Source organism: Paracandidimonas soli (genome assembly GCF_004342005.1).
Taxonomy (GTDB): domain Bacteria; phylum Pseudomonadota; class Gammaproteobacteria; order Burkholderiales; family Burkholderiaceae_B; genus Paracandidimonas; species Paracandidimonas soli.
Map to the genome: position 1 here is coordinate 1 of NZ_SMBX01000009.1, position 25,217 is coordinate 25,217.

At 62.3% G+C, this 25,217-nt stretch carries 21 protein-coding genes; 8 read left to right on the forward strand and 13 right to left on the reverse strand.

Annotated features, from left to right (window positions below):
• Positions 1-56 precede the first annotated feature (56 nt).
• On the reverse strand, positions 57-272 hold the full coding sequence (locus tag EV686_RS14910) for a hypothetical protein (protein WP_132477753.1): 216 nt from the start codon (positions 270-272) through the stop codon (positions 57-59).
• Positions 273-715: 443 nt separating this feature from the next.
• Here EV686_RS14910 and EV686_RS14915 point away from each other — a divergent pair, with 443 nt between their 5' ends.
• Positions 716-1,840 carry a FliC/FljB family flagellin gene (locus tag EV686_RS14915; protein ID WP_132477754.1) on the forward strand — a complete coding sequence of 375 codons (1,125 nt, stop codon included), beginning with the start codon at positions 716-718 and terminating at the stop codon, positions 1,838-1,840.
• A 136-nt stretch (positions 1,841-1,976) separates the two neighbouring features.
• Here the strand turns inward: EV686_RS14915 and EV686_RS14920 are convergent, their stop codons facing one another.
• From EV686_RS14920 to EV686_RS14935, 4 genes are all read right to left on the reverse strand, one after another.
• Positions 1,977-2,288 carry a HigA family addiction module antitoxin gene (locus tag EV686_RS14920; RefSeq protein ID WP_207901814.1) on the reverse strand — a complete coding sequence of 104 codons (312 nt, stop codon included), beginning with the start codon at positions 2,286-2,288 and terminating at the stop codon, positions 1,977-1,979.
• A gap of 87 nt (positions 2,289-2,375) precedes the next feature.
• Positions 2,376-3,293 (reverse strand): LysR family transcriptional regulator, encoded by a 918-nt coding sequence (locus EV686_RS14925; protein ID WP_132477755.1) that lies wholly within the window; start codon positions 3,291-3,293, stop codon positions 2,376-2,378.
• Between the two features lie 49 nt (positions 3,294-3,342).
• Complete coding sequence (locus EV686_RS14930) at positions 3,343-4,107, reverse strand: maleate cis-trans isomerase family protein (RefSeq protein WP_243650909.1); 765 nt, start codon at positions 4,105-4,107, stop codon at positions 3,343-3,345.
• Between the two features lie 63 nt (positions 4,108-4,170).
• Positions 4,171-5,100, reverse strand: a complete 930-nt coding sequence (locus EV686_RS14935; RefSeq protein ID WP_207901816.1) for a Bug family tripartite tricarboxylate transporter substrate binding protein — start codon at positions 5,098-5,100, stop codon at positions 4,171-4,173.
• Between the two features lie 306 nt (positions 5,101-5,406).
• On the opposite strand from EV686_RS14935, the gene EV686_RS14940 reads away from it, so the two are divergent.
• The 6 genes from EV686_RS14940 (at position 5,407) to EV686_RS14965 (ending at position 11,577) form a co-directional block, all read left to right on the forward strand.
• Positions 5,407-6,345: a LysR substrate-binding domain-containing protein gene (locus EV686_RS14940; RefSeq protein ID WP_132477758.1), complete on the forward strand. Its 939-nt coding sequence runs from the start codon at positions 5,407-5,409 to the stop codon at positions 6,343-6,345.
• A gap of 132 nt (positions 6,346-6,477) precedes the next feature.
• Complete coding sequence (locus tag EV686_RS14945; protein ID WP_132477759.1) at positions 6,478-7,446, forward strand: Bug family tripartite tricarboxylate transporter substrate binding protein; 969 nt, start codon at positions 6,478-6,480, stop codon at positions 7,444-7,446.
• Positions 7,447-7,539: 93 nt separating this feature from the next.
• Positions 7,540-8,211 (forward strand): dienelactone hydrolase family protein, encoded by a 672-nt coding sequence (locus tag EV686_RS14950; RefSeq protein ID WP_132477760.1) that lies wholly within the window; start codon positions 7,540-7,542, stop codon positions 8,209-8,211.
• Between the two features lie 7 nt (positions 8,212-8,218).
• Positions 8,219-9,541, forward strand: a complete 1,323-nt coding sequence (locus EV686_RS14955; protein WP_132477761.1) for a M28 family peptidase — start codon at positions 8,219-8,221, stop codon at positions 9,539-9,541.
• A complete protein-coding gene (locus tag EV686_RS14960) occupies positions 9,538-10,788 on the forward strand; it encodes an NAD(P)/FAD-dependent oxidoreductase (RefSeq protein ID WP_132477762.1) in 1,251 nt (416 codons plus the stop codon). The genes EV686_RS14955 and EV686_RS14960 overlap by 4 nt, the downstream gene beginning before the upstream one ends.
• Before the next feature lie 30 nt (positions 10,789-10,818).
• Positions 10,819-11,577: a sulfite exporter TauE/SafE family protein gene (locus tag EV686_RS14965; protein ID WP_132477763.1), complete on the forward strand. Its 759-nt coding sequence runs from the start codon at positions 10,819-10,821 to the stop codon at positions 11,575-11,577.
• 21 nt (positions 11,578-11,598) lie between these two features.
• Here the strand turns inward: EV686_RS14965 and polA are convergent, their stop codons facing one another.
• On the reverse strand, positions 11,599-14,346 hold the full coding sequence (gene polA, locus EV686_RS14970; protein ID WP_132477764.1) for a DNA polymerase I: 2,748 nt from the start codon (positions 14,344-14,346) through the stop codon (positions 11,599-11,601).
• Here polA and EV686_RS14975 point away from each other — a divergent pair, their 5' ends adjacent.
• Positions 14,347-15,024 carry an LOG family protein gene (locus EV686_RS14975; RefSeq protein WP_452447816.1) on the forward strand — a complete coding sequence of 226 codons (678 nt, stop codon included), beginning with the start codon at positions 14,347-14,349 and terminating at the stop codon, positions 15,022-15,024. It abuts the gene before it with no gap.
• 261 nt (positions 15,025-15,285) lie between these two features.
• Here EV686_RS14975 and typA read toward each other — a convergent pair whose 3' ends face one another.
• The 7 genes from typA to EV686_RS15010 all read right to left on the reverse strand — a co-directional run bounded on the left by typA (position 15,286) and on the right by EV686_RS15010 (position 25,206).
• Positions 15,286-17,106 (reverse strand): translational GTPase TypA, encoded by a 1,821-nt coding sequence (gene typA / locus EV686_RS14980; protein ID WP_132477765.1) that lies wholly within the window; start codon positions 17,104-17,106, stop codon positions 15,286-15,288.
• A complete protein-coding gene (gene truB / locus EV686_RS14985; RefSeq protein ID WP_132477766.1) occupies positions 17,103-17,858 on the reverse strand; it encodes a tRNA pseudouridine(55) synthase TruB in 756 nt (251 codons plus the stop codon). Before truB ends, typA begins: the two co-directional genes overlap by 4 nt.
• A 39-nt stretch (positions 17,859-17,897) precedes the next feature.
• Positions 17,898-18,308 (reverse strand): 30S ribosome-binding factor RbfA, encoded by a 411-nt coding sequence (rbfA, locus tag EV686_RS14990; RefSeq protein ID WP_132477767.1) that lies wholly within the window; start codon positions 18,306-18,308, stop codon positions 17,898-17,900.
• 1 nt (position 18,309) lies between these two features.
• Positions 18,310-21,249, reverse strand: coding sequence for a translation initiation factor IF-2 (gene infB, locus EV686_RS14995; RefSeq protein WP_132477768.1), 2,940 nt, complete (start codon positions 21,247-21,249; stop codon positions 18,310-18,312).
• A gap of 61 nt (positions 21,250-21,310) precedes the next feature.
• The gene (gene nusA, locus EV686_RS15000) at positions 21,311-22,795 is read right to left on the reverse strand and encodes a transcription termination factor NusA (RefSeq protein WP_132477769.1); all 1,485 of its coding nucleotides are present in this window, start codon (positions 22,793-22,795) and stop codon (positions 21,311-21,313) included.
• A complete protein-coding gene (gene rimP / locus EV686_RS15005; RefSeq protein ID WP_132477870.1) occupies positions 22,792-23,286 on the reverse strand; it encodes a ribosome maturation factor RimP in 495 nt (164 codons plus the stop codon). Before rimP ends, nusA begins: the two co-directional genes overlap by 4 nt.
• Positions 23,287-23,529: 243 nt before the next feature.
• Entirely contained in the window at positions 23,530-25,206 is a 1,677-nt protein-coding gene (locus EV686_RS15010) for a pseudouridine synthase (protein WP_132477770.1), read from the reverse strand.
• Positions 25,207-25,217: the final 11 nt, after the last annotated feature.

Below are 25,217 nucleotides of genomic sequence, written 5' to 3' on the forward strand. Positions count from 1 at the left end.
GCGGAGGAACTCTATCACCGTACTCACCCCGCCGCCGTGCCGATGAACGCTGTACTTTAACCAAACAGCCTCCGCGATTCCCGGGGCGATTCACAGTCGTAGCGAATCGTCACTGCCACTTTGGGCGATGCAAGGCGCGGTCGTCCCACGCGTTTCAATCGCTGAAACTCGTCTTTGCCCAGCTCATAGGTATCGGGATCAGCCGCAATGCCGCGATTGATGTCGGCATCCTCTTTCGCCGCAGGCACAAGTAGTTTACGTTTGGTTGACATAATTTCTCACCTCCCGCGAGTTGGCTTTACGGAGGCTGATGAGAGGTGCTGCAAGCACTGGTGGAAAATCCAAAAGGCAGCCAACTGAAGGGGAGCACCTATCGATCATTGCCTGAGCCAGGATAAAGCAACAGGCGTGCCGCAAGCCCCGGAACGGGGCCATATTGTCCACTGGGTTCGAAGAGGCTAAAGAAGATGATCCTTCTGCCGTAAACCTGCCTGAACTCAGGTCGAGCGATATGGCAGTACCCATAACAATCATCTGAAAACTTTTATGTGACAGCCCCTAAAGTTCAACTGGCGCCCCCCGTAAACCCTGATGTACAGGAAATACCGGGGGCCACGCGGTCAAGCAGTACCAAGGGGCACCAGGTCAAGCCGAAGCTGGCTTTCCTGGCATAACCGGCGGCTCCCCGCCGCCAATTCCCTCACAGGAGTCTCTCATGTCTGTTATCAATACCAACTACCTGGCTCTGGTTTCGCAGAACAACCTGAGCAAGTCGCAGAATGCCCTGGGTACCGCCATCGAGCGCCTGTCCTCCGGCCTGCGCATCAACAGCGCCAAGGACGATGCCGCCGGCCAGGCCATCGCCAACCGCTTCACGGCCAACATCAAGGGCTTGCAGCAAGCCGCCCGCAACGCCAACGACGGCATTTCCATCGCGCAGACGACGGAAGGCGCGCTGAACGAAATCAACAACAACCTGCAGCGCGTGCGTGAACTTACCGTTCAGGCGGCTAATGGTTCCAACTCTGCCACTGACTTGGACTCCATCCAGGCAGAAATTGATCAGCGCTTGAATGAAATTACACGAGTATCCGAACAAACGCAGTTCAACGGGGTGAAGGTCCTTGGTAACAACACGACTTTAACTGTGCAAGTTGGTGCTAACGATAACGAAACCATCGATGTCAATCTGAAACAGATCAACCGTACTACACTGGATCTCGAAGGCTTCCGCGTTAGTGGCCTGTCAGGCGCCATTAAAAATGTAACAGCCGTGGCAGCTGATGGTAGTACCGCGATCAGCGCAGACGTGAGTCTGACCCTTACCAGTGTTGGAGGCGCTCCAATTACAGCGGACTCGACTGTACATGGCTATGGTACCTATGACGAAACAACTGGTCTCTATGCAAATTACGCAGTCAAAGGCACTGATGGTACGCTTTATAAACTTGCGGCAGGCCCAGATGCCACTACAGGCGAGGTCACAGTTAACTTTACCGACGCAACCGCCGCAGCCGCTGCGGCCGCAGCATACGATGCTGATGTAGCTTTAGGTCTGACAGCAACATCCAACCCTCTTGCTGCTCTGGATGATGCACTGTCTCAAGTTGATACTCTGCGCTCTGAGCTAGGTGCTGTACAAAACCGCTTCCAGTCCACAATCGCCAACCTGAACAACACGGTCACCAACCTGTCCGCAGCCCGCTCGCGCATCGAAGACGCCGACTACGCCGTCGAAGTCTCCAACATGACGCGCGCTCAGATCCTGCAGCAGGCCGGCACTTCGGTTCTGGCGCAAGCCAACCAGGTTCCGCAGACTGTCCTGTCGCTGCTGCGTTAATTCGCAGCAATGTGACGGCAGCGTTAGCTCAAGCAGCAAACGCCTAGATCCAACAGCCCCTTGGATATTTCCTCGGGGCTGTTTGTCATTGAATAGCACAATAAAATACGGCGACTCAATCATTTTCCTGAACGGCTCACCGCGCGCTGGCATCCAAAACATCCCAGCGCCTGATGCCCGCCAAAACATCCCGCATCTTTTCCTTGGCCACTTCAGTATCATGCGCTACCTGAGCCCGCAGCCAGTAGCCATCCGACAGCCCGAAAAACCGCGAGAGACGCAGATCAGTGTCGGCCGTAATAGCGCGCATACCCTTGACGATTTCATTGATACGCCGGGGAGATACGCCGATCTCTTTGGCCAAGCGATATTGGGTGATGCCCATCGGCAACAAAAACTCTTCCTGAAGCAATTCCCCGGGAGTCACCGGGGCGATTTTGCGCACCATGATCCACTCCTTTCAGTGATAGTCCACGATCTCTACATCATATCTTCTGTGGGCTGCTGCATGCGCAAAAACCTCCACCCACGTCCCCTAACCCATCTGAACCCCGCCCAACTGCCCCGCAACCACTTCCTTCAGCATATCGGCGAAAACATCCGAAAACCGGGGACGCGGTATGCCTTGCCTGTACAGTGCGGAAACCCGCATGACGATATCGGGCTTGAACGGGCGCACCTGGACCGAATGATTCGGCGAGCCCAGCGCGGCAATGGCGTCAATAACGGTCACCCCTAATCCCCTGGAGACGTAGCTCATCGCCGAGGACGAGTGCAGTGTCTGCACGCGCTTTCTGGGGTTCACCCCTGCTGCATCCATGGCATTGCTGAGCTGGATGCGCTGGCTGCTGTTGGGGCCCAGCTCGATGAAATCGACGCCATGCAGATCCTCAATGGAAACGACGGCCTTGTTGCCGAGGGGATGCCCATCGGGCATGACGCATACGGCGTGTACATCCGGGAATGGCTCGTGATCGAACCCTGTCAGGTCATGCGGCGGCGTGGCAAAGGCGACATCCACCTGCCCGTGCAGCAGCATCTGCACCAGATTGACCGAACTGTCGGAAGTCACCGACACGACAGCATCCGGAAACCGGCGCATGAATCGGCTGACCGCCTCCGGCACGCAATACACCGAGAACGTAGGCATGACGCCAATGTGCATGCGTCCCGAGGAAGACTCCTTGATGGTGCGCGCCGCATCACGAATACGCTCCGTACCCGCGAAATGCCGCTCGACCTCGCGATAAAGCTGCCTTGCCTCGTCCGTGGCGACCAAGTGATTGCCTTGCCTCTGGAACAGGCGCAGCGACAAATCGTCCTCCAGGTCGCGGATCAGGCGCGATACCGCAGGTTGCGAGATGGAGATCATCAGTCCCGCCCCCGTCATGCTGCCCGTCAGCATGACGGCGCGAAAGGCTTCCAGCTGCCTGGGGTTCAAGGGTCTGCTCACTGTTCACTCGCCTGTTTCCGCTCCTGTCGGCGTTAATAATAGCGCGTGGTCAGATATCGCCGACGGGGTCCAGGCAGTCGGACAGCAGCCTGCCATGATCGGGTATCGCATCCCTGAGGCCCAGACGCCGCAGGCATGCCCATAGACTGGCCTGGTTGCTGGTAATGACGGGCTTGCCCAGCTCTTTTTCCAGTAGATCGACGACGTCCAGGGACGGCAGGTTCGTGCAGGAGATGAAGATCGCCTGCGCATCCGGATGATCGGCCTCGCGCGCCAGCCGGTAAATCGCCTGGGGAGGCACCTTGCCGATGGCCCTGCGCTCTTCCTGCGTTTCTCCCATCGAGAAGCTTTTCAGCCGCAGCGTTTGCACGCCATGTTCCTTCAGGAATGCGATTTCGCGCTCATTCACAAAGTCCAGGTAAGGCGTCACTAGCGACACTTTATCGACCTGCAGCGCGCGCAGGGCCGCAATCACCGCGCCGGCCGAGGCAAGGGCCGGCACGCCGGCGCGCTGCCGCATATTATCCAGCAGCTCCGGCAAGGGGCAGACGAAGGATCCGGACGTGCAACCGTAAATGACGGTATCGACTTCCGCTGTCGCCAGTTGCTGCGCCGCGTCGTTCACAGATTCCGCCATCCGGAAATAGGACTCCGTCGTCGCCGCGCCCAGCAGCGTTGCGCGAGCGGTGAAAACAGCAACGCCGGGAGGGGCCAGCTTCCAGAACTCGGGTTCCATCACGGTGTTGGTCGAGGGAACGATCAGCCCGATCTTTGCTTTCCAGCCATAGGGGCGGTAATACGAAACTGCTTTCATGACACTCCCGATTTCATGCATAGGGTTACCGCCGTCATATCCGGAACGCGGGAACACCTGTCATCAATTCAATTGGATATTCAGCCGGCGGATCAATTCGCCGTACTTCTTCTCTTCTTTCGCCATCAACTCCGCCAGCTCCTGCGGCGAGCCCGCGACGACAGTAGCGCCGGCATCCTCCAGCCGCCGCCGGATTTCCGGAGATTGCAATACGGCCGTCAGCTCGCGGTGCAGCTGATCAATGCGCTCCTTGGGCGTACCGGCCGGCGCAATGAATGCTCCCCAGGACTCGGCGTGGATACCCGGAAGCCCCTGCTCCGCAAGCGTGCGTACTTCCGGATACTTCGGAAGACGCGTATCTCCCCCTGCGGCCAGCAGTTTGAGCCTTCCTGCCGCCAAATGCTGTTCTACGGCGCCGAACGTATCGAACACGATCTGGGTGCGTCCAGCGATCAAATCAAGGTGGGCTGCGGCGCTGCCCTTGTACGGAATATGCAGCATGTCCAGCCCAGTCATTTCGACAAGCTGTTCGGCGAAAATATGCATATTGCTGCCATTGCCCGGAGACGCAAACGCCAATTCGCCGGGCCTTTGCTTCACGTAGGCGATCAGTGTCTCGATATCATCCGCCGGCAATCCTGGCGTAGCAACCAGCACCGTGGCCGTTCGCGTCGCCTGAGTCACGGGCTCGAAGTCCTTGATGGGGTCGAACGGCAGATCCGGCATCAGCGCTTTCCCGAATGCATGTGAGCTGACGACCAGCCCCAGGGTATTGCCATCCGGCTTGGCGCCGGCGACAACCGCTGTGCCGATCGAGCCGTTGGCGCCTGGACGATTCTCGACGATCACCGTCTGCCCCAGTCTTGGCGTCAGGTGTTCGGACATCAGCCTTGCCGTGATATCCGCCAGGCCGCCGGCCGCATACGGAACGATGATGCGCAACGGCACGCCATTGGCGGGCTGCGCCGCTGCCGAAGCATTCAAAGCAAACAAAAGCGCGCCTGCCGCGGCCACAAATCCACGAATCCACATGAGTCTCTACCTCCACGCCTGCCAGGAACATGGCAGAAAAATGAAATGGAACAGTTCTTTTTTTCATTCTTCCACGGCGAGAATCATGCTCATAATCATTTTTTTGGAGGCCAGCATACCTTTTTGTTATCCACGGATTTTCCATTCGACTCTGGCCCGGGTCCGATCCTCGCAGTCCAGAAACGAACGATCGCCGTAAAATGAAATCCGGCTCCCCCGCCCACGCTCCTGAAATACATCTACGCCCCACCCCGGATCGACATCGCCATGCTTCACTCCGTCGCAGAACTGAAAGCCTTCATCGAGGTTGCGCGCTCAGGCAGCTTTACCCGCGCCGCGGAAACCCTGTGCGTGTCGCAAAGCGCGATCAGCAAGCGCATACAGAGCCTGGAAGAGGCGCTGGACATAGCGCTGTTCATCCGCACCGGGAAGAAGCTCTCCCTGAGCGCCGCCGGCAATGTCTACCTGACGCACGCCAACGAAGCCCTGGCCCTCCTGGAATCCGGCCACGGCCTCGCCAGAGAGGTTGCCGGACAGGAAGCCATGGCATCGGCTCCGCTCGAAATATCCGCTTCTCCGGCCTTCGCCACGCACTGGCTGATTGCGCGGCTTCCGGACTTTCATCGCTTGTACCCGTCCTGCCCCTTGTCTGTCCGACCGCGCCTGCCGGACCTTGCTTCCACGAGCGAGCGGTTCGATATTGCGATCCGCCTGGGCGCCGGGCGCTGGGCCAATGCACGCTCCCACTATCTTCTGGGACGTGAAATGGCGCTGGTCGCCAGCCCCGCGCTGCTGCGGCAACATCGCATACGATCCATCCAGGATCTGCAGGGACTGCCGCTGCTGCACCGCGCGCAACGCGGCTATGACTGGCACGAATGGGCGCAGGCCATGGCGCCAGGCCAGCATATTCCCATGCAGGCCAACATGGTGTTCGAGGGCTTTTCGGTATTGATACCCGCAATCAAGGCCGGTCTCGGCTTCGGCATCTGTCCTTTGTTCATGGTGCAGAGCGAACTCCAGAGCGGGGAGCTGGCACGCCCCTTCATGGAGCAGGTTTCTTCCAGGTTCACCTACCATGTCGTGCTGCCCAAAAGCACAAGCAATACCCATGTGCGCGACCGCTTCCTGGTGTGGCTGAAAGAGCAGGCGGACACAAGCCGGGACGAATTGACACTGTATCTGGACCGGGCGCGGTCGAACTGATGTAGGGCGGCAATGCACTCGCCCGCATCGTCAACCATTCCTTTCAGGAATGACGGTTGCCATTTATTCCTTTGACCGTGAATTGCCTCCCCCCTAAGATTTCGCCATGAAATCTATTCTGGAGACGTAAAAATGGTCAAGAACACAATGCAATGGCTGAAAAAATGCGGTATCTCCGCATGCCTTTCAGGAATGATGCTGACAGCGGCGCATGCCAGTTCCGCCCCGCTGGAATTCATCGTTCCCTATCCCCCGGGCGGCGCTTCCGACATCATCGTCCGGGCCTTGGCGCCCCATCTGTCCAAGGCGACGGGCAGAAACGTCGTCGTCACCAATCGCGGTGGCGCCAACACGGCCATCGCCGCCATGCAGCTTGCCCGCTCCGCGCCCGATGGCAATACCATCATGCTTGCCGATGTTGCCCTGGCCCTCAACTCCGTGGTGCGCAAGCAGTCCCCCGGCTACGACGTGGAAAAGGATTTCACCCCCATCATCCAGATCGGCTCCGCGCCGCTGGTGCTGTTCACCGCATCGACAAGCCACTCCGATCTGCCTTCGTTCCTGGAAAAGGGCCGAAAGGAGGAACTGCACATCTCCAACGCCGGCCCCGGCTCGCTGGGACACCTGGCCGCCGAACTGCTGCGCCTGCGCTCGGGACTGAACATCGTCAGCGTTCCCTATCGCGGCTCGGGTCCCGCATTGAATGAAACGCTCGGCGGACAGGTGGATGCCATCTTCACCAGCACTGCTACCGGCATGCCTCTGGTCGAGAACAAGCAGTTGAACGCACTCGCCGTAGCCGATGACAAGAAGGTCGACAAATACCCCGACATTCCCACCTTCGATTCCTTCGACATCCAGGGAGTCAAAGCCATCAATTGGTGGGGCCTGATCGCACCGGCGGGCCTGGACCAGGCCACCGTAAAGCAGCTCGCCGAAGCCGTTCGCACGGCCATGGCAGAACCCGAACTCAAGCAACGCTTCGACGCGCTGGGCATCAATCCCACCCTGAACGAAGGCGATGCATTCGCCGCCATGATCCGGCAAGAGCTGGATCAATGGGAACGTGTCGTCAAAGAGGCGGACATCCAGATGGATTGATGCGGCCCGGCAGGCGCTCGACCGCCGCCGGATCCCATTCCGGAAACCCGGAAACATGAAGCACTGTTTTTTTCATTCATAGGAGTCATTGCGATGAACACTTGGATCAAGCTGGAATCCCGGGACGGGTTTGTGCTGGATGCCTATCTGGCCCGCCCCAGCGGAACGCCAGTTGGAGGCCTGGTGATCCTGCCTGAAATCTTTGGCGTCAACAGCCATATCCGGGACGTCACGGAACGTTATGCCGCGCTGGGCTATCTGGCCATCGCCCCGGCGGTCTTCGATCGCGTCGAACGCAATCTCGACCTGGGCTATACCGAGGACGATGTGCGCAAGGGACAGGCATTGATGAAACACGTCGCCTGGGACACTGCAATCGACGACGTCGAGGCAGCAGGCCGCCGCGTCAGCGAAGCGGGCAATGTCGGCATCGTCGGCTATTGCTGGGGAGGCGCCGCCGCGTGGGCGACTGCAGCGCAAACGACGACGTTCCGCTGCGCCGTTTCCTATTACGGCAATGCCATCGCCACGCTCATGGACCGCAAGCCGAAAATTCCGATGATGCTGCACTGGGGCGAGGAAGATCATTTGATTTCCAAGGAAAAAATCCTGCAGATCATCTCATCCGCGCCCGACGCCGAATCCTTCATCTACCCCACCGGGCACGGCTTCAATTGCGACCAGCGCAGCCTCTACCATGAAGAATCCGCCCGGCTGGCGAATGAACGCACCCGTGCATTCCTGCAAACACACCTGAGCAACTGAGCAAGCCATGAAGCAAGACGCAGCCGGTACAGCCACAATGGCGCAGGCAACCTTCGAACAGGTGCGGGCGGCACTGAACAATGACGCAAAGCTCTGGCAGGACTTCCTCTCCATCTGCCGGACCGGAGGGCGGCTGGCGGGATCCGACAGCGAGGCTGCGGCGCTTGCCCTTTGCGAGGCCGCCCTATCCGACGGGCGGCACACCGTGCATTGCGATCCTACCCGCTACAAGGGATGGCGATGCAACCATATCGCGCTGCGTCTGGCTGACAGCGGAGAGCTTCTTGACGCCGCTCCCCTGCTGGGAGCGGCATTCACGCCCAAGGAAGGACTGGTGCTGGATGTCGTGGACCTGGGACGCGGCACTCTGGAACAGATTCACGCGGCAGGCGCGCAGCTGCGCGGCAAAGCCGTGCTGGTCGAGCACGAATACCCTTTCTCTTCTGAAACCATTCACCGGCGCCGCAAGCTGGCGGCGATCCAGGAGGCCGGCGCAGCCGCTTTCCTGATCGTGCAGAAGGAGCCTGGCATCGGTCCCGTTTCCGGATCTTCCGGACGCGCCGGCGCCCCCGGCATCCCCTCGGTGGGGATTTCCCTGGAATCGGCCCGCCGCCTGCTGGAAAGCGGAGAACCACTGTCCATCGAGCTGCATGGCGAGGACATTCCCGATGCGCAAACCCACACCCTGCGCATCGAGCTCCCCGGCCAGACGGATGAAACCATCGTCCTGTCCGCGCACCTGGATGGACATTCGCTGGCGGAAAGCGCGCTGGACAATGCCACCGGCGTCGCGGCGGCGCTGGCGCTGGCGCGCGCCTATGCACCGATCATGGCGCACATGCGCCGCAGCCTGACAGTCTGCCTGTTCAGCGCCGAGGAATGGGCGCTGCGCGGATCGCACGAGTGGCTGCAGGCGCTGGCGCCGGAGAGCAAAGCGCGGATGTCCATGAACCTGAACCTGGACTCGCTGTCGGGTTCCGACAACCTGACGGTGCTGAGCTCGGGCTTTCCCGTACTGGGCCAGCTCGCGCAAGCGGCGGCAAAGCGCGTCGACGTCCAGCTTGGGCACCATGTGCCGCTGATGTCCAACAGCGACCACGCCAACTTCGCCGCCCAGGGCATTCCCGCCATGCGCCTGATCGCCGGGTTCAACGAACCGGACAGCGACCTGAAGTACCTGCTGACGCGCGCCGACACCAGTCGTCTGGCAAAAGAAGCGCAATTGCGCAGCGCGACGCAAGTCGCCGCCTCTATCCTCTGGGACGCCTTGACCGCCGAAGATCTGTCGCATCTGAAGCATCCCCTTCCCGCCGAGGCGGCCCTGTCATGACACAGCCTTCCGTTACCATCGTCGGAGCGGGCATCGTCGGCCTCACCTGCGCCTATAAACTGCAGCAGCAGGGTTTTGCCGTCACTATCGTGGATCGCGAGGGTCCTTGCGCGGGCGCCAGCTTCGGCAACGCCGCGCACATGGCGATCGCCTCGATCTTCCCCCAATCCGTTCCAGGCATCGCCGGGCAGTCCTGGCGGATGCTGCGGGACAGGCGCGGCCCGCTCATCGCCAATCCGGCGTACGTCCTGCAACACCTGCCCTGGTTCCTGAAATTCCTCAGGCTGGGCAATGCCGACGCGGCGGCGCGCGGCACGCATGTCATGAGCCAGTTGTTGTCACGCGCCTGGGAACACTGGAATCCGGTGCTGCGGGATATCGGCGCCACGCACCTGGTTCGCCAGACCGGCGCCCTGCATGTCTTCGGCTCCAGGCAGGCAATGCAGAACTCGCATGGCGCCTATCTCAAGCGCCAGCAACTGGGCGTGGAGTGCCGCGTCCTTGGCGTCGAAGAAGCCAGGGAAATGGAACCCGCGCTGACAGAGCACATTGCCGGCGCCGTCCATATCCCCGCCATGGGACACGTGACGGACACACGCCAGTTGTGCCAGGCCTTGGCCGACCGCGTCACAGCCAATGGCGGCAGGCTGCTGCACCAGCAGGTAACGGCCATACGCAACGACGGTGTGCAGACCACGGAAGCCTTCCTGCCCTCCAGCCAGGTCGTTCTAGCCGCGGGCGCGTGGTCCGCCCGGTTCGCGAGAGAACTGGGGGTCGGCGTGCCCGTAGTGTCGGAGCGCGGCTATCACGTCCGCCTTCCCAAGAACGCGTCCACCCTGCGCACGCCCGTGCTGCTGGTCGAGAACAAAGTCGCACTGACACCGATGCAGGACGGCCTGCGCATGGCAAGCGTAGCGGAATTCACACATCCCGACGCGGCGCCCTATCATGATCGCGCAGCCTTCGTGTTCCAGGGCCTGGAGCGATGGGTGAGCGGCGTGGACGCAACGCCCGAAACACGCTGGGTCGGCCCTCGTCCTTCCACTCCCGACAGCAGGCCCATCATCGGGCGGTCTCCCGCCATGCCGAATGTATTGCTGGCCTATGGACACGGCCATCTCGGCCTGAGCCTGGGCGGCCTGACCGGCAGCCTGATTGCGGAGCTGGCCACTGGCCAAGCGCCGTCAATCGACCTATCATGGCTGTCTCCAACCCGCAGGCTTGGCAAGACAGGCACGCCGGTATAACCCACTCTCTCCCCCGTCACGGGACAATACATGGATTTTCTGCTGGTCATTCTTGCCGCATTCTTCGCCGGCATCCTCAATGCCGTCGCTGGCGGCGGAAGCTTTTTGACGCTGCCTGCGCTGGTTGCCGTCGGCGTGCCGCCGGTCCTGGCCAATGCCACAGGCACGCTGGCGCTGCTGCCTGGCTACTTCTCGGGCACATGGGCCATGCGCGGCGACCTGCACGCCGAACGGCACCCCATGCCGTTGAAGCGCATGGTGCTGATCGCCACGCTGGGCGGCGGTGTCGGCGCGCTGCTGCTGATCTGGATCGACCCCGATGTATTCCGCAGCATGGCGCCGTGGCTGCTGCTGGTCGCCACGCTGATCTTCTGGTTTGCGCCTATCGTGTTGCGCAGCATTGCGCAATCGCAGGACGCTGCCGCTCCGCATGAAAACACCCTGAAAGCGCAAGTGGGACTCACCGCCGTCAGCATATACGGCGGCTTCTTCAATGGCGGGATCGGCATCATGCTGCTGGCGCTGTTCAGCATCAGCGGCTACCAGAGCCTGAACACCATGAACTCCCTGAAGAACCTGCTGTCGGGAATACTGACCACGATCGCCGTGGTCATTTATGTCGCGGGCGCTTTGATCGACTGGCAATACGCCTTCGCGATGCTGGTTGCCGCATTGCTGGGCGGCTATGCGGGCGGCAGGCTGGCGAGGCTGATCCCTCGCTCTGTGCTGCGCGCCGGCATCGTCCTGATCGGGCTTGCGATGACGGCGTTCATGTTCGTCCGCCTGTAGGCCCGGCGGGCGGGAGCGCGATCAGTGCGCCTGCTCCCAGTTATCCCCTACCCCCACCTCGGCCACCAGCGGCACAGCCAGTTCCGCCACATTGCTCATCAGCTCGGGTAGCGCCCTGGACAATAGCTCCACTTCGCCCTGCGGCGCGTCGAACACCAGTTCGTCGTGCACCTGCATGACCATCAGTGTTTTCAGCTTTTCCGCATCGATCCAGCGCTGCACCGCCACCATGGCCATCTTGATCAGGTCGGCCGATGTGCCCTGCATGGGCGCGTTGATGGCGGCGCGTTCCGCTCCGGCCAGCCTGGGCCCCTTGGCGCCCTTGATGTCCGGCAGCCACAGCCTGCGTCCGAACACGGTTTCCACATAGCCCTGCTCCCTGGCTTTCTGCTTGGTCTGCTCCATGTACATGGCGACGCCCGGATAGCGGGTGAAGTAGCGGTCGATGTAGGACTTGGCCGCATCGCGCGTGATGCCCAGGTTCGATGCCAGGCCGAATTCGCCCATGCCGTAGATCAGCCCGAAGTTGATCGCTTTGGCGGAGCGGCGCTGTTCCGCAGTGACCTCTTCCAGCGGCACGCCGAACACTTCGGAGGCCGTGGCGCGGTGAATGTCCAGGCCCTGGGCGAAGGCCCGCTGCAGGTTCTCGTCGCCCGATACGTGCGCCATGACACGCAGCTCTATCTGCGAGTAGTCGGCGGATACAATCTTGCGGCCTTCGTCCGGCACGAAGGCCATGCGCACGCGCCGGCCCTCGGGTGTGCGCACAGGAATATTCTGCAGATTGGGATCGGAGGACGCCAGCCTTCCGGTAATGACGGAAGCCTGCGAATAGCGTGTGTGCACGCGCCCTGTACGGCTGTCGATCATGCGCGGCAGCTTGTCGGTGTAGGTGGACTTCAGCTTCGCCAGGCCGCGGTACTCCAGCAGCAGTTGCGGCAAGGGATAGTCACGGGCCAGCTTGCTCAGCACGTCTTCGTCGGTCGATGGCGCGCCGCTGGCGGTCTTGCGCACCACCGGCAGACCCATGCGCTGGAACAGGATTTCCCCAAGTTGCTTGGGAGAGTTCAGATTGAACGGCTGGCCGGCCAGTTCGTAGGCTTTCTGCTCCAATTCCACCAGTTGCTGACCGATCTCGTGGCTTTGCTTGCCCAGCACTTTGGCATCGATGCGCACGCCGTTGCGCTCGATGGTCGTCAGCACGGCGGAGGCCTGTACCTCCAGCTTGTAGATGCGCTCCAGGCCTTCGTCCTGCGCAATCCTGGGGCGCAGCACTTCATGCAGCTGCAGCGTGAAGTCGGCGTCTTCGCTGGCATAGTGCGCAGCGGTTTCCACCGCCACTTCGTCGAAGCCGATCTGCTTGGCGCCCTTGCCGCAGATATCCTCATAGGCCACGCCGGTGCGTCCCAGCCAGCGCTGTCCCAGCTCCAGCATGTTCACGCGGCGATGGGATTCCAGCACATAGGCCTGCAGCATGGTGTCTTCGTCGATGCCGGCCAGGGCGATGCCTTCGTTAGCCAGCACGTGGGTGTCATACTTGGCGTTGTGCAGCACCTTGGATGCGCCCGCGTCTTCCAGCCACGGCTTCATGCGCTCCAGCACCTCGGCCAGCGGCAGCTGGACGACCTGGTCCGGACCGCGATGGGCCAGGGGAATATAGCAGGCAGTGCCGGGCTTCACGCACAGCGAAATGCCGACCAGCCTGGCCTCCATGGGGTCGAGCGACGTCGTTTCCGTGTCCAGGGCAACCAGCGGCGCCGTGCGCAGCCGCTCCATCCATTGATCGAACGCCTCCCAGTCCAGCACGACCTCGTAATTGGCTTCGACAGCTGCGGGCGGCGCACCCTCATTCGTTTCGGCGGAGGCTGTCTTGACCATGACTCTGGCGTCCTGTTCGGGAATGCGCTGGGGATCCCCCGTGAGATCGCGCAGCCATGTACGGAAACCATAGTCTTCGTACAGGCGGATCAGGGCCTCCTTGTCCTGCTGCGGCGGCACGAAGGATTCCAGGCCTCCTGCGATCTCGGGCAGCTCGCAATCCAGCTTGACGGTAACCAGCTTGCGCGTCAGCTCGAAATTGGGGATGGCGGCGCGCAGGTTTTCGCCCAGCACCCCCTTGATGCTGTCGGCATTGCGCACCAGCTCATCCAGCGTACCGTACTGGTTCAGCCACTTGGCCGCTGTTTTAGGGCCCACCTTGGCAACGCCGGGGATATTGTCCACGGTATCGCCGGTCAGCATCAGGAAGTCCACGATCTGGTCGGGACGCACGCCGTACTTGCCGACGACGCCGGCCACATCCTGGCGTTCCCCGCTCATGGTGTTGATCAATTCAACATGCTCATTGACGAGTTGCGCCAGATCCTTGTCGCCAGTCGATATAATCGTATGTACGCCCCCGGCCGTCGCCTGTACTGCCAAGGTGCCGATGATGTCATCGGCCTCGACGCCGGGGACGGCCAGCAGCGGCCAGCCCAGTGCCCTGACCGCCGCATGAATCGGCTCGATCTGGCTTGCCAGGTCTTCCGGCATGGAGGGCCGCTGCGCCTTGTATTCGGAATACAGATCGTCGCGGAATGTCTTGCCCTTGGCATCGAAAATGCAGGCGGCATAGTCCGCCTTGTAATCCTGGGTCAGCTTGCGCAGCATGGAGATCACGCCGTAGAGCGCTCCGGTGGGCTCTCCTTTGGCATTACGCAGGTCCGGCATGGCATGGTAGGCCCTGTACAGATAACTGGAACCATCCACAAGCAACAAGGTTTTCTTCATATGAGTATTCAATCCGTCCGGCTGCCCGCCAGCGAGCAGATTCCCGGAATTATGTCAGAGTTGCAGACCGCAGCCGAAACCCTGCAGGAAATCGGCTGGGGGGTCAGTGTATTCGGAAGTGCGCGCCTGCGCCCCGATTCTCCTTACTATCAATTGAGCGAAGCCATCGGCCAGCGCCTGGCCAAGGCCGGCCTGACCGTAATCGCCGGCGGCGGCCCCGGCATCATGGAAGCCGCCAACAAAGGCGCCTTCGAGGCCGGCGGCCACAGCATCGGCCTGAACATCGAACTGCCGCGCGAAACCCACAACAACCACTACCAGACGCACAGCCTGTATTTCAACTACTTCTATTCGCGCAAGGCCACGTTCTTCATGCACAGCGCGGCCTATGTCGCGCTGCCCGGCGGATTCGGCACGCTGGACGAGCTGTTCGAGGTGCTGACGCTGGTACAGACGCGCAAGGTTCCGTCCGCCCCCATTGTACTGGTCGGCGTGTCGTTCTGGTCCGGCCTGATCGACTGGATCAAGAGCCAGTTGGTCACCCTGGGGCTGATTGCCCCCAATGACCTCAACCTTTTCATCGTCACCGACGATGTGGACGAGGTCATGGCGCATATCAACAAGTACTGCGTCGAGTGCACCGCACGCTCCGATACGGCCCCAGCATTGCCGGAATAAGCCTGGGGCGCTTTTTGCCTAGGAACGGCCCGGCGGCAGAAAAGGCCCCCGCGCCGCGCCTTCGGCTTGCTGCCCCCCGAGGGGGTGCTTTTTGCCTTGGGGCGGCCCGGCGGCAAAAAAGAATCAACCCCTGAAGACGGGATTGCAGCCCATCTTCAGGGGTCGATTCAATTCAGCGCAATGCGCAGACGCTTATCTTGAAACGGAGCGCGTCCGGCGAAGGCTGCGCCGTATCCGGCGCAAGGCCCTCACCGCCGGAAATTACTCCGACTCGCGCGACATGCGGCGGCGCTCGTGCTCCTGCAGGTAGCGCTTGCGCAGGCGGATCGACTGGGGCGTGACTTCGACCAGCTCGTCGTCCTCGATGAACTCGACCGCGTATTCCAGCGTCAGGCGGATGGGCGTCACCAGGTCGATGTGCTCATCCTTGCCCGACGCGCGCACGTTGGTCAGCTTCTTTTCCCGGATAGGGTTGACCACCAGATCGTTGTCGCGGCTATGGATGCCGATGATCATGCCTTCGTACAGCGCATCGCCGGGCGATACGAACATGCGGCCGCGATCCTGCAGCTTCCACAGCGCGTAGGCCACGGCTGCGCCATCGTCCTGGCTGATCAGCACGCCGTTGCGGCGGCCGCCGACACCGCCCTCGCGCATGGGCGCGTAGGCGTCGAAAATGTGACTCATCAGGCCGGTGCCGCGCGTCAGGGTCATGAACTCGCCCTGGAAGCCGATCAGGCCGCGTGCCGGAATACGGTATTCCAGGCGGGTGCGGCCACGGCCGTCCGGCTGCATGTCCAGCAGTTCGCCCTTGCGGCGGCCCAGTTCTTCCATGACGCTGCCCTGGTGGCCGTCTTCCACGTCGACCGTCAGCAGCTCGAAAGGCTCGTGGCGCTCGCCGTCGATGTCCTTGAACATCACGCGAGGGCGTGAAACCGCCAGCTCGTAGCCTTCACGGCGCATGTTTTCCAGCAGAATCGTCAGGTGCAGCTCGCCGCGACCGCAGACTTCGAATACGGTATCGTCATCGGTATCATTGACGCGCAGCGCCACGTTGGCCTTCAGCTCGCGGTCCAGGCGGTCGCGCAGCTGGCGGCTGGTAACGAACTTGCCTTCTCGGCCAGCCAGCGGCGAGGAGTTGACCATGAAGTTCATGACCAGGGTCGGCTCATCAATGCGCAGCAGCGGCAGCGCTTCCTGCGTAGCCGGGTCCATGATGGTGCAGCCGATACCGATGTCTTCGATACCGTTGATCAGCACGATATCGCCAGCCTGGGCTTCATCGACCAGCACGCGCTCCAGGCCCTTGAACTTCAGCACCTGGTTGATGCGGCCCTTGATGGGATCGCCCTCGGGGCCGAATTTGACCACGACATCCTGCCCGGCGCGGATCCTGCCCCTGTTGACGCGGCCCACGCCGATCTTGCCGACGTAGCTGCTGTAATCCAGCGAGATCACCTGTAATTGCAGCGGGGCATCGGCGTTATCGTCGCGCACCGGCACATACTTGAGGATGGACTCGAACAGATAACGCATGTCGCCGCCGCGGACGTCCGGGTTATCGCCCGCATAGCCCGACAGGCCCGATGCGTACACGATAGGGAAGTCCAGCTGCTCTTCCGTGGCTCCCAGCTTGTCGAACAGGTCGAAGGTGGCGTTCACGGCATAATCAGGGCGAGCGCCCGGACGATCGACCTTGTTGACCACCACGATGGGCTTGAGCCCTTGCTCCAGCGCCTTGCGGGTGACGAAGCGCGTCTGGGGCATCGGGCCCTCCACTGCGTCGACCAGCAGCAGGACGCCGTCGACCATCGACAGCACGCGCTCGACCTCGCCGCCGAAGTCGGCGTGTCCCGGGGTGTCGATGATGTTGATGTGCGTGCCTTCGTACTCCACGGCGCAGTTCTTGGCCAGGATGGTGATGCCGCGCTCTTTCTCGATGTCGCCCGAATCCATGACGCGTTCCGCCACGGCCTGGTTGTCACGGAAAGTGCCCGACTGCCTCAGCAATTGATCCACCAGCGTGGTCTTGCCATGGTCGACGTGAGCAATGATTGCTACGTTGCGCAATGCGCGTGTCATAGATGTTGGTCCTTGTGTTGGCCCTGGGGCAGCAGGCCCTCGGGCAATGCATTGAGAGGAATCAGAACGGACTGGGGTTCAGACATGGTCTGCAGAGTATCCAGCGCAACCGAGTCATCCAGATGAAACGGCCCGACCTTCAAGCGCCGAAGCGCCTGGAGATGTGCGCCACAGCCCAGGAGCCGTCCGATATCCTGAGCCAAAGTACGTATATAAGTGCCTTTGCTGCAATGCACCTCGATGTCGGCATGCATGCCTTCGCAGCCGAGCAGCGTCAGCGCATGAATGGTAACCGTGCGCGGCGGCCGCTCCAGTTCTATGCCCTGCCGGGCATATTCGTACAGCGGCTTGCCATCGCGCTTGAGTGCGGAATGCATGGGCGGCACCTGCTGGATTTCTCCGCGGAAAGCCTCCAGCGCCTGTTCCAGCTGCCCGGCGGTCACGCCGGAGAAATCCGCCGGAGCTTCGGACACTACCTTGCCAGTCAGGTCGCCCGCATCGGTTTCCTGTCCGAAGCGCAGGCGCGCGCGATAGACCTTGTCGGCATCCAGCAGATTACCGGATATCTTGGTGGCGCGTCCCAGGCAACAGACCAGCAGGCCAGTGGCGAACGGATCCAGCGTGCCGGTATGCCCCGCCTTTCTTGCGTTCAGCGCCCGCTTGGCGCGTTGCAGTGCATGGTTGCTGGACAAACCCTCGGGTTTATCCAGCAACAACACGCCATCGAGCTCCAGCCCTCGTCGGGAAGCCATCGTTCAAGAATTCCAGGTAAAAACAAAAACGACAGCCGTTCAGGGCTGTTCGTCGGGGACGTCGGGATCGTCGGAGGCCGCGGGCGCGGCGGAAGGACGGTTGACCTGATCGATCAGTTGCGAAAGCGCCAGGCCGCGCGTGAGCTGGTCGTCGTGGATGAAGCGCAGCGTGGGAACCGTGTGGATGTGCAGCATCTTGAAAAGCAGGGAATGCAGCCAGCCGGCCTTTTCGTTCAGGATGGCGGCGGCCGCTTCCGGCTCCGCGCCCATGACGGTGAAATAAACCTTGGCATGGGCATAATCGACCGACAGGTCCACATCGGAAAGCGTAATGAGTCCGGCGCGGGAGACATCGATCTCGCGCTGGATCAGGACAGCCAGATCCTTGCGGATCTGGTCTGCCAGCCGGGCGTTACGCCCGGCGTTGGAACGTGTTTTGTGTCGACTCATATTAAAGCGTGCGTGCCACTTCCTTGACTTCGAAGACTTCGAGCTGGTCGCCGACTTCGATTTCATTGTAGCCCTTCAGGGTGAGGCCGCAATCGAAGCCCTGCTTGACTTCCTTGACGTCGTCCTTGAAGCGGCGCAGCGAATCGAGCCAGCCCGTCCATTGCACCACGTTGTTGCGCAGCAGGCGGATCTGCGAATCGCGGCGCACCACGCCGTCGGTGACCATGCAGCCGGCAATGTTGCCGATGCGCGAGACGTGATAGATTTCGCGGATCTCGACCATGCCAATGACCTCTTCGCGTTTTTCCGGCATCAGCATGCCCGACAGCGCGTTGCGCACGTCATCCACTGCGTCGTAGATGATGTTGTAGTAGCGCAGGTCGATGCCGTTGGCCTCGGCCAGGCGCTTGGCGCTCTGGTCGGCGCGCACGTTGAAGGCGATGATGACGGCGCGCGAGGCGATCGCCAGGTTGACGTCGCTTTCGGAAACGCCGCCCACTGCGGCATGCACCACCTGCACGCGGACTTCGTCCGTGGACAGCTTGAGCAGCGATGTCGCCAGCGCTTCCTGGGAGCCCTGCACGTCGGTCTTGATGATGAGCGCCAGCGTCTGGACGCCTTCTCCGATGCCGTCGAACATGGACTCCAGCTTGGCCGCCTGCTGGCGCGCCAGCTTGACGTCGCGGAACTTGCCTTGGCGGAACAGCGCGATTTCGCGCGCCTTGCGCTCGTCGGTCATGGCGATCAGCTCGTCGCCGGCATCCGGCACTTCGGACAGGCCCTGGATTTCCACCGGAATGGAAGGACCCGCGGCGTTGATGGCCTTGCCGGTTTCGTTCGTCATGGCGCGAACCCGGCCGAACGACGCGCCGACCAGCACGGCATCGCCGCGGTTCAGCGTGCCGCTCTGCACCAGGATGGTGGCGACCGGACCACGGCCCTTGTCCAGGCGGGATTCGATGACCAGGCCCTTGGCGGGCGCTTCGACAGGCGCCTTCAGTTCCAGCATTTCGGCCTGCAGCAGTACGTTTTCGAGCAGGTCATCGATGCCGGAACCGGTCTTTGCGGACACAGGCACGAAGGGCACGTCGCCGCCGTATTCTTCGGGCACGACCTCTTCCGCCACCAGTTCCTGCTTGACGCGATCGGGGTTGCCCTCGGGTTTGTCGACCTTGGTGATCGCCACGACGATCGGCACGCCGGCCGCGCGGGCATGGTGAATGGCTTCGCGCGTTTGCGGCATGACGCCGTCATCGGCGGCCACCACCAGGATCACCACGTCGGTAGCCTTGGTACCGCGCGCGCGCATGGCCGTAAAGGCTTCGTGGCCCGGGGTATCGAGGAATGTCACCATGCCCCGGTCTGTCTTGACGTTATAGGCGCCGATATGCTGCGTGATGCCGCCGGCTTCGCCGGAAGCAACCTTGGTTCGGCGGATGTAATCCAGCAGCGAGGTCTTGCCGTGATCGACGTGGCCCATGACGGTAACGACGGGAGCGCGTGGCAGGGCTTCGGCCTGCTGGCTGTCTTCCGCGCTGTCCAGGAAGGCTTCCGGATCGTCCAGCTTGGCGGCGATCGCCTTGTGGCCCAGTTCTTCCACCACGATCATGGCGGTTTCCTGGTCGAGCACCTGGTTGATCGTGACCATCTGGCCCAGCTTCATCAGGTGCTTGATGACCTCGGCGGCCTTGACGGACATCTTGTGCGCCAGGTCGGCGACCGAGATGGTCTCGGGCACGTGAACTTCGCGTGCGATGAACTCGGCAACAGGCGCTTCGCGGCGTTCCTGCTGCGCATTGCGGCCACGGCCGCGCGCTGCGCCGCCCTTGCCTGCCTTGCCGCCAGCGCGCCAGCCATCGCGGCCGCTGGGTGCGTCGGCCTTGGCCGCCGGCTTCTTGCGCGCGCCGTCGTTCGTCCAGGAAGAAGAGACTTCCGACGTTTTGATGGTTTTCTTGACATCGCCCGCCTTGGCGTCTTTCTTGGCCGCGCCCTTGGCAGTGGCGGGCTTGTGCAGCGTGCCGGCCATGGCGGGATTCTCGGGCTCGGGGGCCTTGAGCACCTTGCGCGGACGACTGAGCATTTCGCGCAGCGCCGCGGCTTCGGCCTCGGCCGCGCGGCGGGCGCGATCGCGGTCGGCATCCGAAGAACCTTCCGAAGCCTGCGTCTCCGGCTTTGCCGCGCGGGCGGGCTGGGAACGCGGCTCCTCGGCCCGGCGGGCTGCTGCCGCGGACTCCGCTGCCGCTTCGGCGCCAGATTCTTCCGACTTGGCGGACTCGGACGCCTGCTTCGCCGGCGCGCTCTCAGCCGCAGGCTCCGGCTCGGCCGCGGAGGCGGATTCGGGCTCGACGGCGGGTGCCTTGGCGTCGTCCTTGCTTTCCGGCTGGGCGGCGACAGGCGTTTCGGTATTCTGGGGAGCTGCGTCAGCGGAAACCCCAGGCGCCTCTTCCTTGGCGGGAGCTACCTCTTTCGGCTGCGCCTCGGGCGCAACCGGCTCGGGCTGGGCTGCCGGCTCGGCCGCCGTGACAGCGGCGGGAGCTTCCGTCACTGGAGCGGCCTGCGGAGCCGGTGCAACTTCAGGCGCGGCATCCTGACCAGCCAGGGCTTCCTCAGCTTCGACGCGCGCGGCTTCGGCCAGCAATTCCGCCGGATCGCGCTTGACGAACACGCGCTTCTTGCGGCGCTCGACCTGGATCGTGCGCGAACGGCCCGAACCATCGGCCTGCCGGATTTCGGAAGTCTGGCGACGCGTCAGGGTGATTTTCTGCCCTTCGTTCGTACCATGCGCGCGGCGCAATGACTCCAGCAACCTGGCCTTGTCCGCATCAGTCACCTCATCGTTAACAGACTTGAGCTCGACACCTGCGGAGCGCAGCTGGTCCAGCAGCACCTCCGCGGGCATTTTCAGTTCATCTGCGAACTGGGTGACAGTGTTACTCGGCATTCGACTCTCTCTTGCTATCTGCAGCTATTCAATAAGTACTACGGGAAGGACTGCGCCTCCTTCAGGAAGCGTCATCCTCGAACCAATGTGCGCGTGCGCGCATAATCATGTCGCTGGCCTGCTCTTCGTCCAGGCCGGTGATTTCGGCCAGTTCGTCCGTGGCCAGCTCGGCCAGGTCGTCCAGCGTGACGACATCGTTTTCCGCCAGCTTGGCGACCAGGGCGGGCGTCATGCCTTCGACTTCCAGCAGGTCGCGCGCCGTCTGCACGCGCTCTTCCTGGGCGATGGCTTCGGTCAGAAGCGCATTGCGGGCGCGCGTGCGCAGCTCGTTGATCGTGTCTTCGTCGAAGGCTTCGATCTCGAACAGTTCCTGGATGGGAACATAAGCGATTTCTTCCAGCCCCGTGAAGCCTTCGTCGATGAGGATGTCGGCCACTTCTTCGTCGACATCCAGCTTGGTGATGAAGGTCTGGCGCAGCTCTGCGCGCTCTTCTTCCTGGCGGCTCTGGCTTTCCTCGGGCGACATGATGTTGATCTGCCAGCCGGTCAGCTCGGAAGCCAGGCGGACGTTCTGCCCGCGGGCGCCAATGGCCTTGGGCAGGTTCTCGGCGTCGACGACGACGTCCATGGCGTGCTTGTCTTCATCGACCAGGATGGATTCGACGTGGGCCGGAGCCAGCGCGCCGATCACGAATTCGGCCGGATCCTCGGCCCACAGGACGATGTCGACCTGCTCGCCTCCCAGCTCGTTGCGCACAGCGGTGACGCGCGAGCCGCGCATGCCGACGCAAGTGCCGATGGGATCGATGCGCTTGTCGTAGGCCACCACGGCGATCTTGGCACGGATGCCGGGGTCGCGCGCGGCCGCCTTGATTTCGAGCAGGCCCTGTTCGATCTCAGGCACCTCGTTTTCGAACAGTTCGCGGATGAATTCCGGCGCCGTGCGCGACAGGATGACCTGCTGGCCGCGCGCCTGGTGATCGACCTTCATGACCCATGCGCGGATGCGGTCGCCCACGCGGAAGTTTTCCTTGGGGATCATTTCGCTGCGCGGCAGGCGGGCTTCGATCTTGCCGGTTTCGACGATGAAGTCGCCCTTGTCCAGGCGCTTGATGGTGCCGGAGATAATGGTTTCGCCGCGCTCGAGGAAGTCGTTGAGCACCTGCTCGCGCTCGGCGTCGCGGATGCGCTGCAGGATGGCCTGCTTGGCCGCCTGCGCACCGATGCGGCCGAACTCTACAGGTTCGAGCGGCTCTTCGATGTACTCGCCCACCTCGATGCCGGGAACGATTTCCTGCGCATCGGAATAAAGCTCTTGTTGATCCGGCTCTTGCAGGCCGGCCTCGTCGGGCACGACCAGCCAGCGGCGGAATCCTTCGTGTTCGCCTGAGACGCGGTCGATCGATACGCGAATATCCGCATCTTCCTTGAAGCGCTTTTTCATGGCCGAAGCGAGCGCATTCTCGAGCGCGCCGAACACGACTTCACGTTCAACGTTCTTTTCACGCGCCAGCGCATCAACCAGTAACAGAATTTCGCGACTCATCGCTTTTTACCCTTGAAATCAAGTATGGGATCCAATTTGGCGCGTTCGATATCGGCCAACGTGAAGCTGAGCACCTGAGGCTCTTCGCCCTTGGCTGCCTCCAGCTCCAGGCCGAAGACCGGCCCGTTGTCGGAATCAGGAACGACGACGTCATCGGACGAACGTAAAATACCAGCAAATACCTTGCGGCTCTCGATTGCCTCGCGCAAGCGGATCTCGACACGCTCGCCGACGAAACGCAGGAACTCCGCCTCGTTGCGCAAAGGGCGGTCCGTGCCCGGGGAACCGACTTCCAGGCGCTTGTAATCGATGTTTTCGACTTCGAAAACCCGCGACAGCTGGCGCGAAACCTGCTCGCAATCCTCGATGCGCACACCGCCGATGCGATCGATAGTGACGCGCAGCAGCCCCTGCGGAGCACGCTCCACATCGACCAGCTCGATATCGGTGCCCGCCAGGGCTTCCTGTGTCAACGAAAAAATATCTGCCATAAATTCAAAAAAAAATGGGCTGTCTTCCCAGCCCACTGTTGCCATGCCCGCATCGTGCCGACTCCGCACCACGGGTGAGGCCGTACCCCGGAAAACGCCCCGGACCACGGCAACAACCCTGCGAAACGCCACGCTCCACGAGGAAATGCGCTGGCAATGCGGCTGTAAAGCCCTACATTTTAGCAGAAACCAGAGAAAATTCCTGCTGCCGCATCGACTTACCGAAAAATACAGCCGAATTCATCAGAACCTGGGGCCGCCGCGACGATTGCCGCCGAGAAAGCCCAGGTGGGATTCGTGCGCGGAAGCGCTGCGAGGCTGCCAGTCGTCGGACCGGCGGGACGGCTTGGCAGCCGTCTTGCGAGCGGCCCCCTGCTTGCCTTTGGCCTTGCCGCCGCCCTTGCCCGCATCCACAGGCTGGGCCTGCGACGGCTTGCCTACCCTGGCCCCCGGCCCCCGGCGGCGCTGCTGTTCCTTGTCGGCGGCCGGCTTGGCGGGGGCGCCGGCCTTGGTTGTTTTTTTGCGCTTCGCCCCCCCCTCGGGATGGCCATTGGGCAACCCGCCGCTGAAGCTCTTGCCTGTCCCATAGGGATCGGAAGGCAGCCCTGGAAGCACCCCTACCGAAACCTGCTTGCGCGCGCCTGCGATCTTGCCGCGACGGCTGATGCGCGCGCCGCTCAGGCCATTGAGTTCCATCGTGCCGAAACCGGGAGGCAAGGCGCTGTCGTGCGACAAGGGCTGCTGCTGGCGCTTGCCGCCGTCATCACTGTCCTCGCGCAGCAGCCCCAACTGCACCATCAGCGCGGACACCAGGCCGGCGTCCAGCTCTTCCCAGCGCCCGCGGCGCAGATTGCGCGGAAGAACCACCTCGCCGAAACGCGTGCGTATCAGGCGGCTGACGGTAACGCCGGCCGCCTCGAACATGCGCCGGACTTCCCGGTTTCGCCCTTCCTTCAGGGTGACGCGATACCAGCGGTTGCTGCCTTCCCCACCGATGGGCTCGAGAACACCGAACTGCGCCTTGCCGTCTTCCAGCTCGATGCCGTTGACCAGCGCCTTGGCCTGGTCGGCCGCCAGCTCGCCCAGGACCCGGACTGCATACTCGCGCTCGGCGCCGTAGCGGGGATGCATCAGCCGGTTGGACAGATCCCCGGATGTCGTCAGGATGAGCAGGCCCTCGGTGTTCAGGTCCAGCCTGCCCACCGACAGCCATTTGCCCACCTTCAGCTTTGGCAGGCGAGCGAATACCGTGGCGCGGCCTTCGGGATCGTCATGGCTGACGATTTCGCCGGCAGGCTTGTGATACAGAATGACGCGAGGCGGCTTCTTGGCATTGGGGCGAGCTACCAGCTTGCCGTTGACGCGCACCTGGTCGCTTGCCTTCACGCGCTGCCCGATATGCGCGGGCTCGCCATTGACGGACACCCTGCCCGCCACGATCAGCTCTTCCATGTCGCGGCGCGAGCCGATGCCGGCATCCGCCAGCACCTTGTGCAGCTTCGGCATCAGCGCGTCGCTGTTCAGGTATTTGCCGAGACGCTGCGCAATGGGAGCGGTCTTTTCCAGATAGGCCAGCGCCTGGTCCGCATCGGGCTCCGTCGCGGCCGCATCGACGCCCGCATTGGCATGATTGCGCGGTTTGCGGCCGCGCTTGGCGGCGGGCGAACGCGATTTTCCCGCCGGCTTGACAGGCGCGGACGGGGCCTGCTGACCTTCTCCTGCAGCCTGCTGGCCATCCTCGGCCGGCGCCGCCGATGGCTCGGCCTGAACCGCGTCGCCGCGCCTGCGGCGGAACGGCGTCCTGAGCTTGCGCCCTTTTTTCACGTTTGCGCCGCCCTCGGCTTTTTCGCCCGGCGCCTGCTCAACTGCAATCGCCGTTTGTTCCGCAGCAGCCGCTGCCTGTTCATTGTTATTCGACATAGTCGTCAAAG

Coding starts and splice junctions, on each gene's coding strand:
- EV686_RS14910 (WP_132477753.1), bottom strand. CDS start 272: ATGTCAACCAAACGTAAACTACTTGTGCCTGCGGCGAAAGAGGATGCC.
- EV686_RS14915 (WP_132477754.1), top strand. CDS start 716: ATGTCTGTTATCAATACCAACTACCTGGCTCTGGTTTCGCAGAACAAC.
- EV686_RS14920 (WP_207901814.1), bottom strand. CDS start 2,288: ATGGTGCGCAAAATCGCCCCGGTGACTCCCGGGGAATTGCTTCAGGAA.
- EV686_RS14930 (WP_243650909.1), bottom strand. CDS start 4,107: ATGAAAGCAGTTTCGTATTACCGCCCCTATGGCTGGAAAGCAAAGATC.
- EV686_RS14940 (WP_132477758.1), top strand. CDS start 5,407: ATGCTTCACTCCGTCGCAGAACTGAAAGCCTTCATCGAGGTTGCGCGC.
- EV686_RS14945 (WP_132477759.1), top strand. CDS start 6,478: ATGGTCAAGAACACAATGCAATGGCTGAAAAAATGCGGTATCTCCGCA.
- EV686_RS14950 (WP_132477760.1), top strand. CDS start 7,540: ATGAACACTTGGATCAAGCTGGAATCCCGGGACGGGTTTGTGCTGGAT.
- EV686_RS14955 (WP_132477761.1), top strand. CDS start 8,219: ATGAAGCAAGACGCAGCCGGTACAGCCACAATGGCGCAGGCAACCTTC.
- EV686_RS14960 (WP_132477762.1), top strand. CDS start 9,538: ATGACACAGCCTTCCGTTACCATCGTCGGAGCGGGCATCGTCGGCCTC.
- EV686_RS14965 (WP_132477763.1), top strand. CDS start 10,819: ATGGATTTTCTGCTGGTCATTCTTGCCGCATTCTTCGCCGGCATCCTC.
- polA (WP_132477764.1), bottom strand. CDS start 14,346: ATGAAGAAAACCTTGTTGCTTGTGGATGGTTCCAGTTATCTGTACAGG.
- EV686_RS14975 (WP_452447816.1), top strand. CDS start 14,347: ATGAGTATTCAATCCGTCCGGCTGCCCGCCAGCGAGCAGATTCCCGGA.
- typA (WP_132477765.1), bottom strand. CDS start 17,106: ATGACACGCGCATTGCGCAACGTAGCAATCATTGCTCACGTCGACCAT.
- truB (WP_132477766.1), bottom strand. CDS start 17,858: ATGGCTTCCCGACGAGGGCTGGAGCTCGATGGCGTGTTGTTGCTGGAT.
- rbfA (WP_132477767.1), bottom strand. CDS start 18,308: ATGAGTCGACACAAAACACGTTCCAACGCCGGGCGTAACGCCCGGCTG.
- infB (WP_132477768.1), bottom strand. CDS start 21,249: ATGCCGAGTAACACTGTCACCCAGTTCGCAGATGAACTGAAAATGCCC.
- nusA (WP_132477769.1), bottom strand. CDS start 22,795: ATGAGTCGCGAAATTCTGTTACTGGTTGATGCGCTGGCGCGTGAAAAG.
- rimP (WP_132477870.1), bottom strand. CDS start 23,286: ATGGCAGATATTTTTTCGTTGACACAGGAAGCCCTGGCGGGCACCGAT.
- EV686_RS15010 (WP_132477770.1), bottom strand. CDS start 25,206: ATGTCGAATAACAATGAACAGGCAGCGGCTGCTGCGGAACAAACGGCG.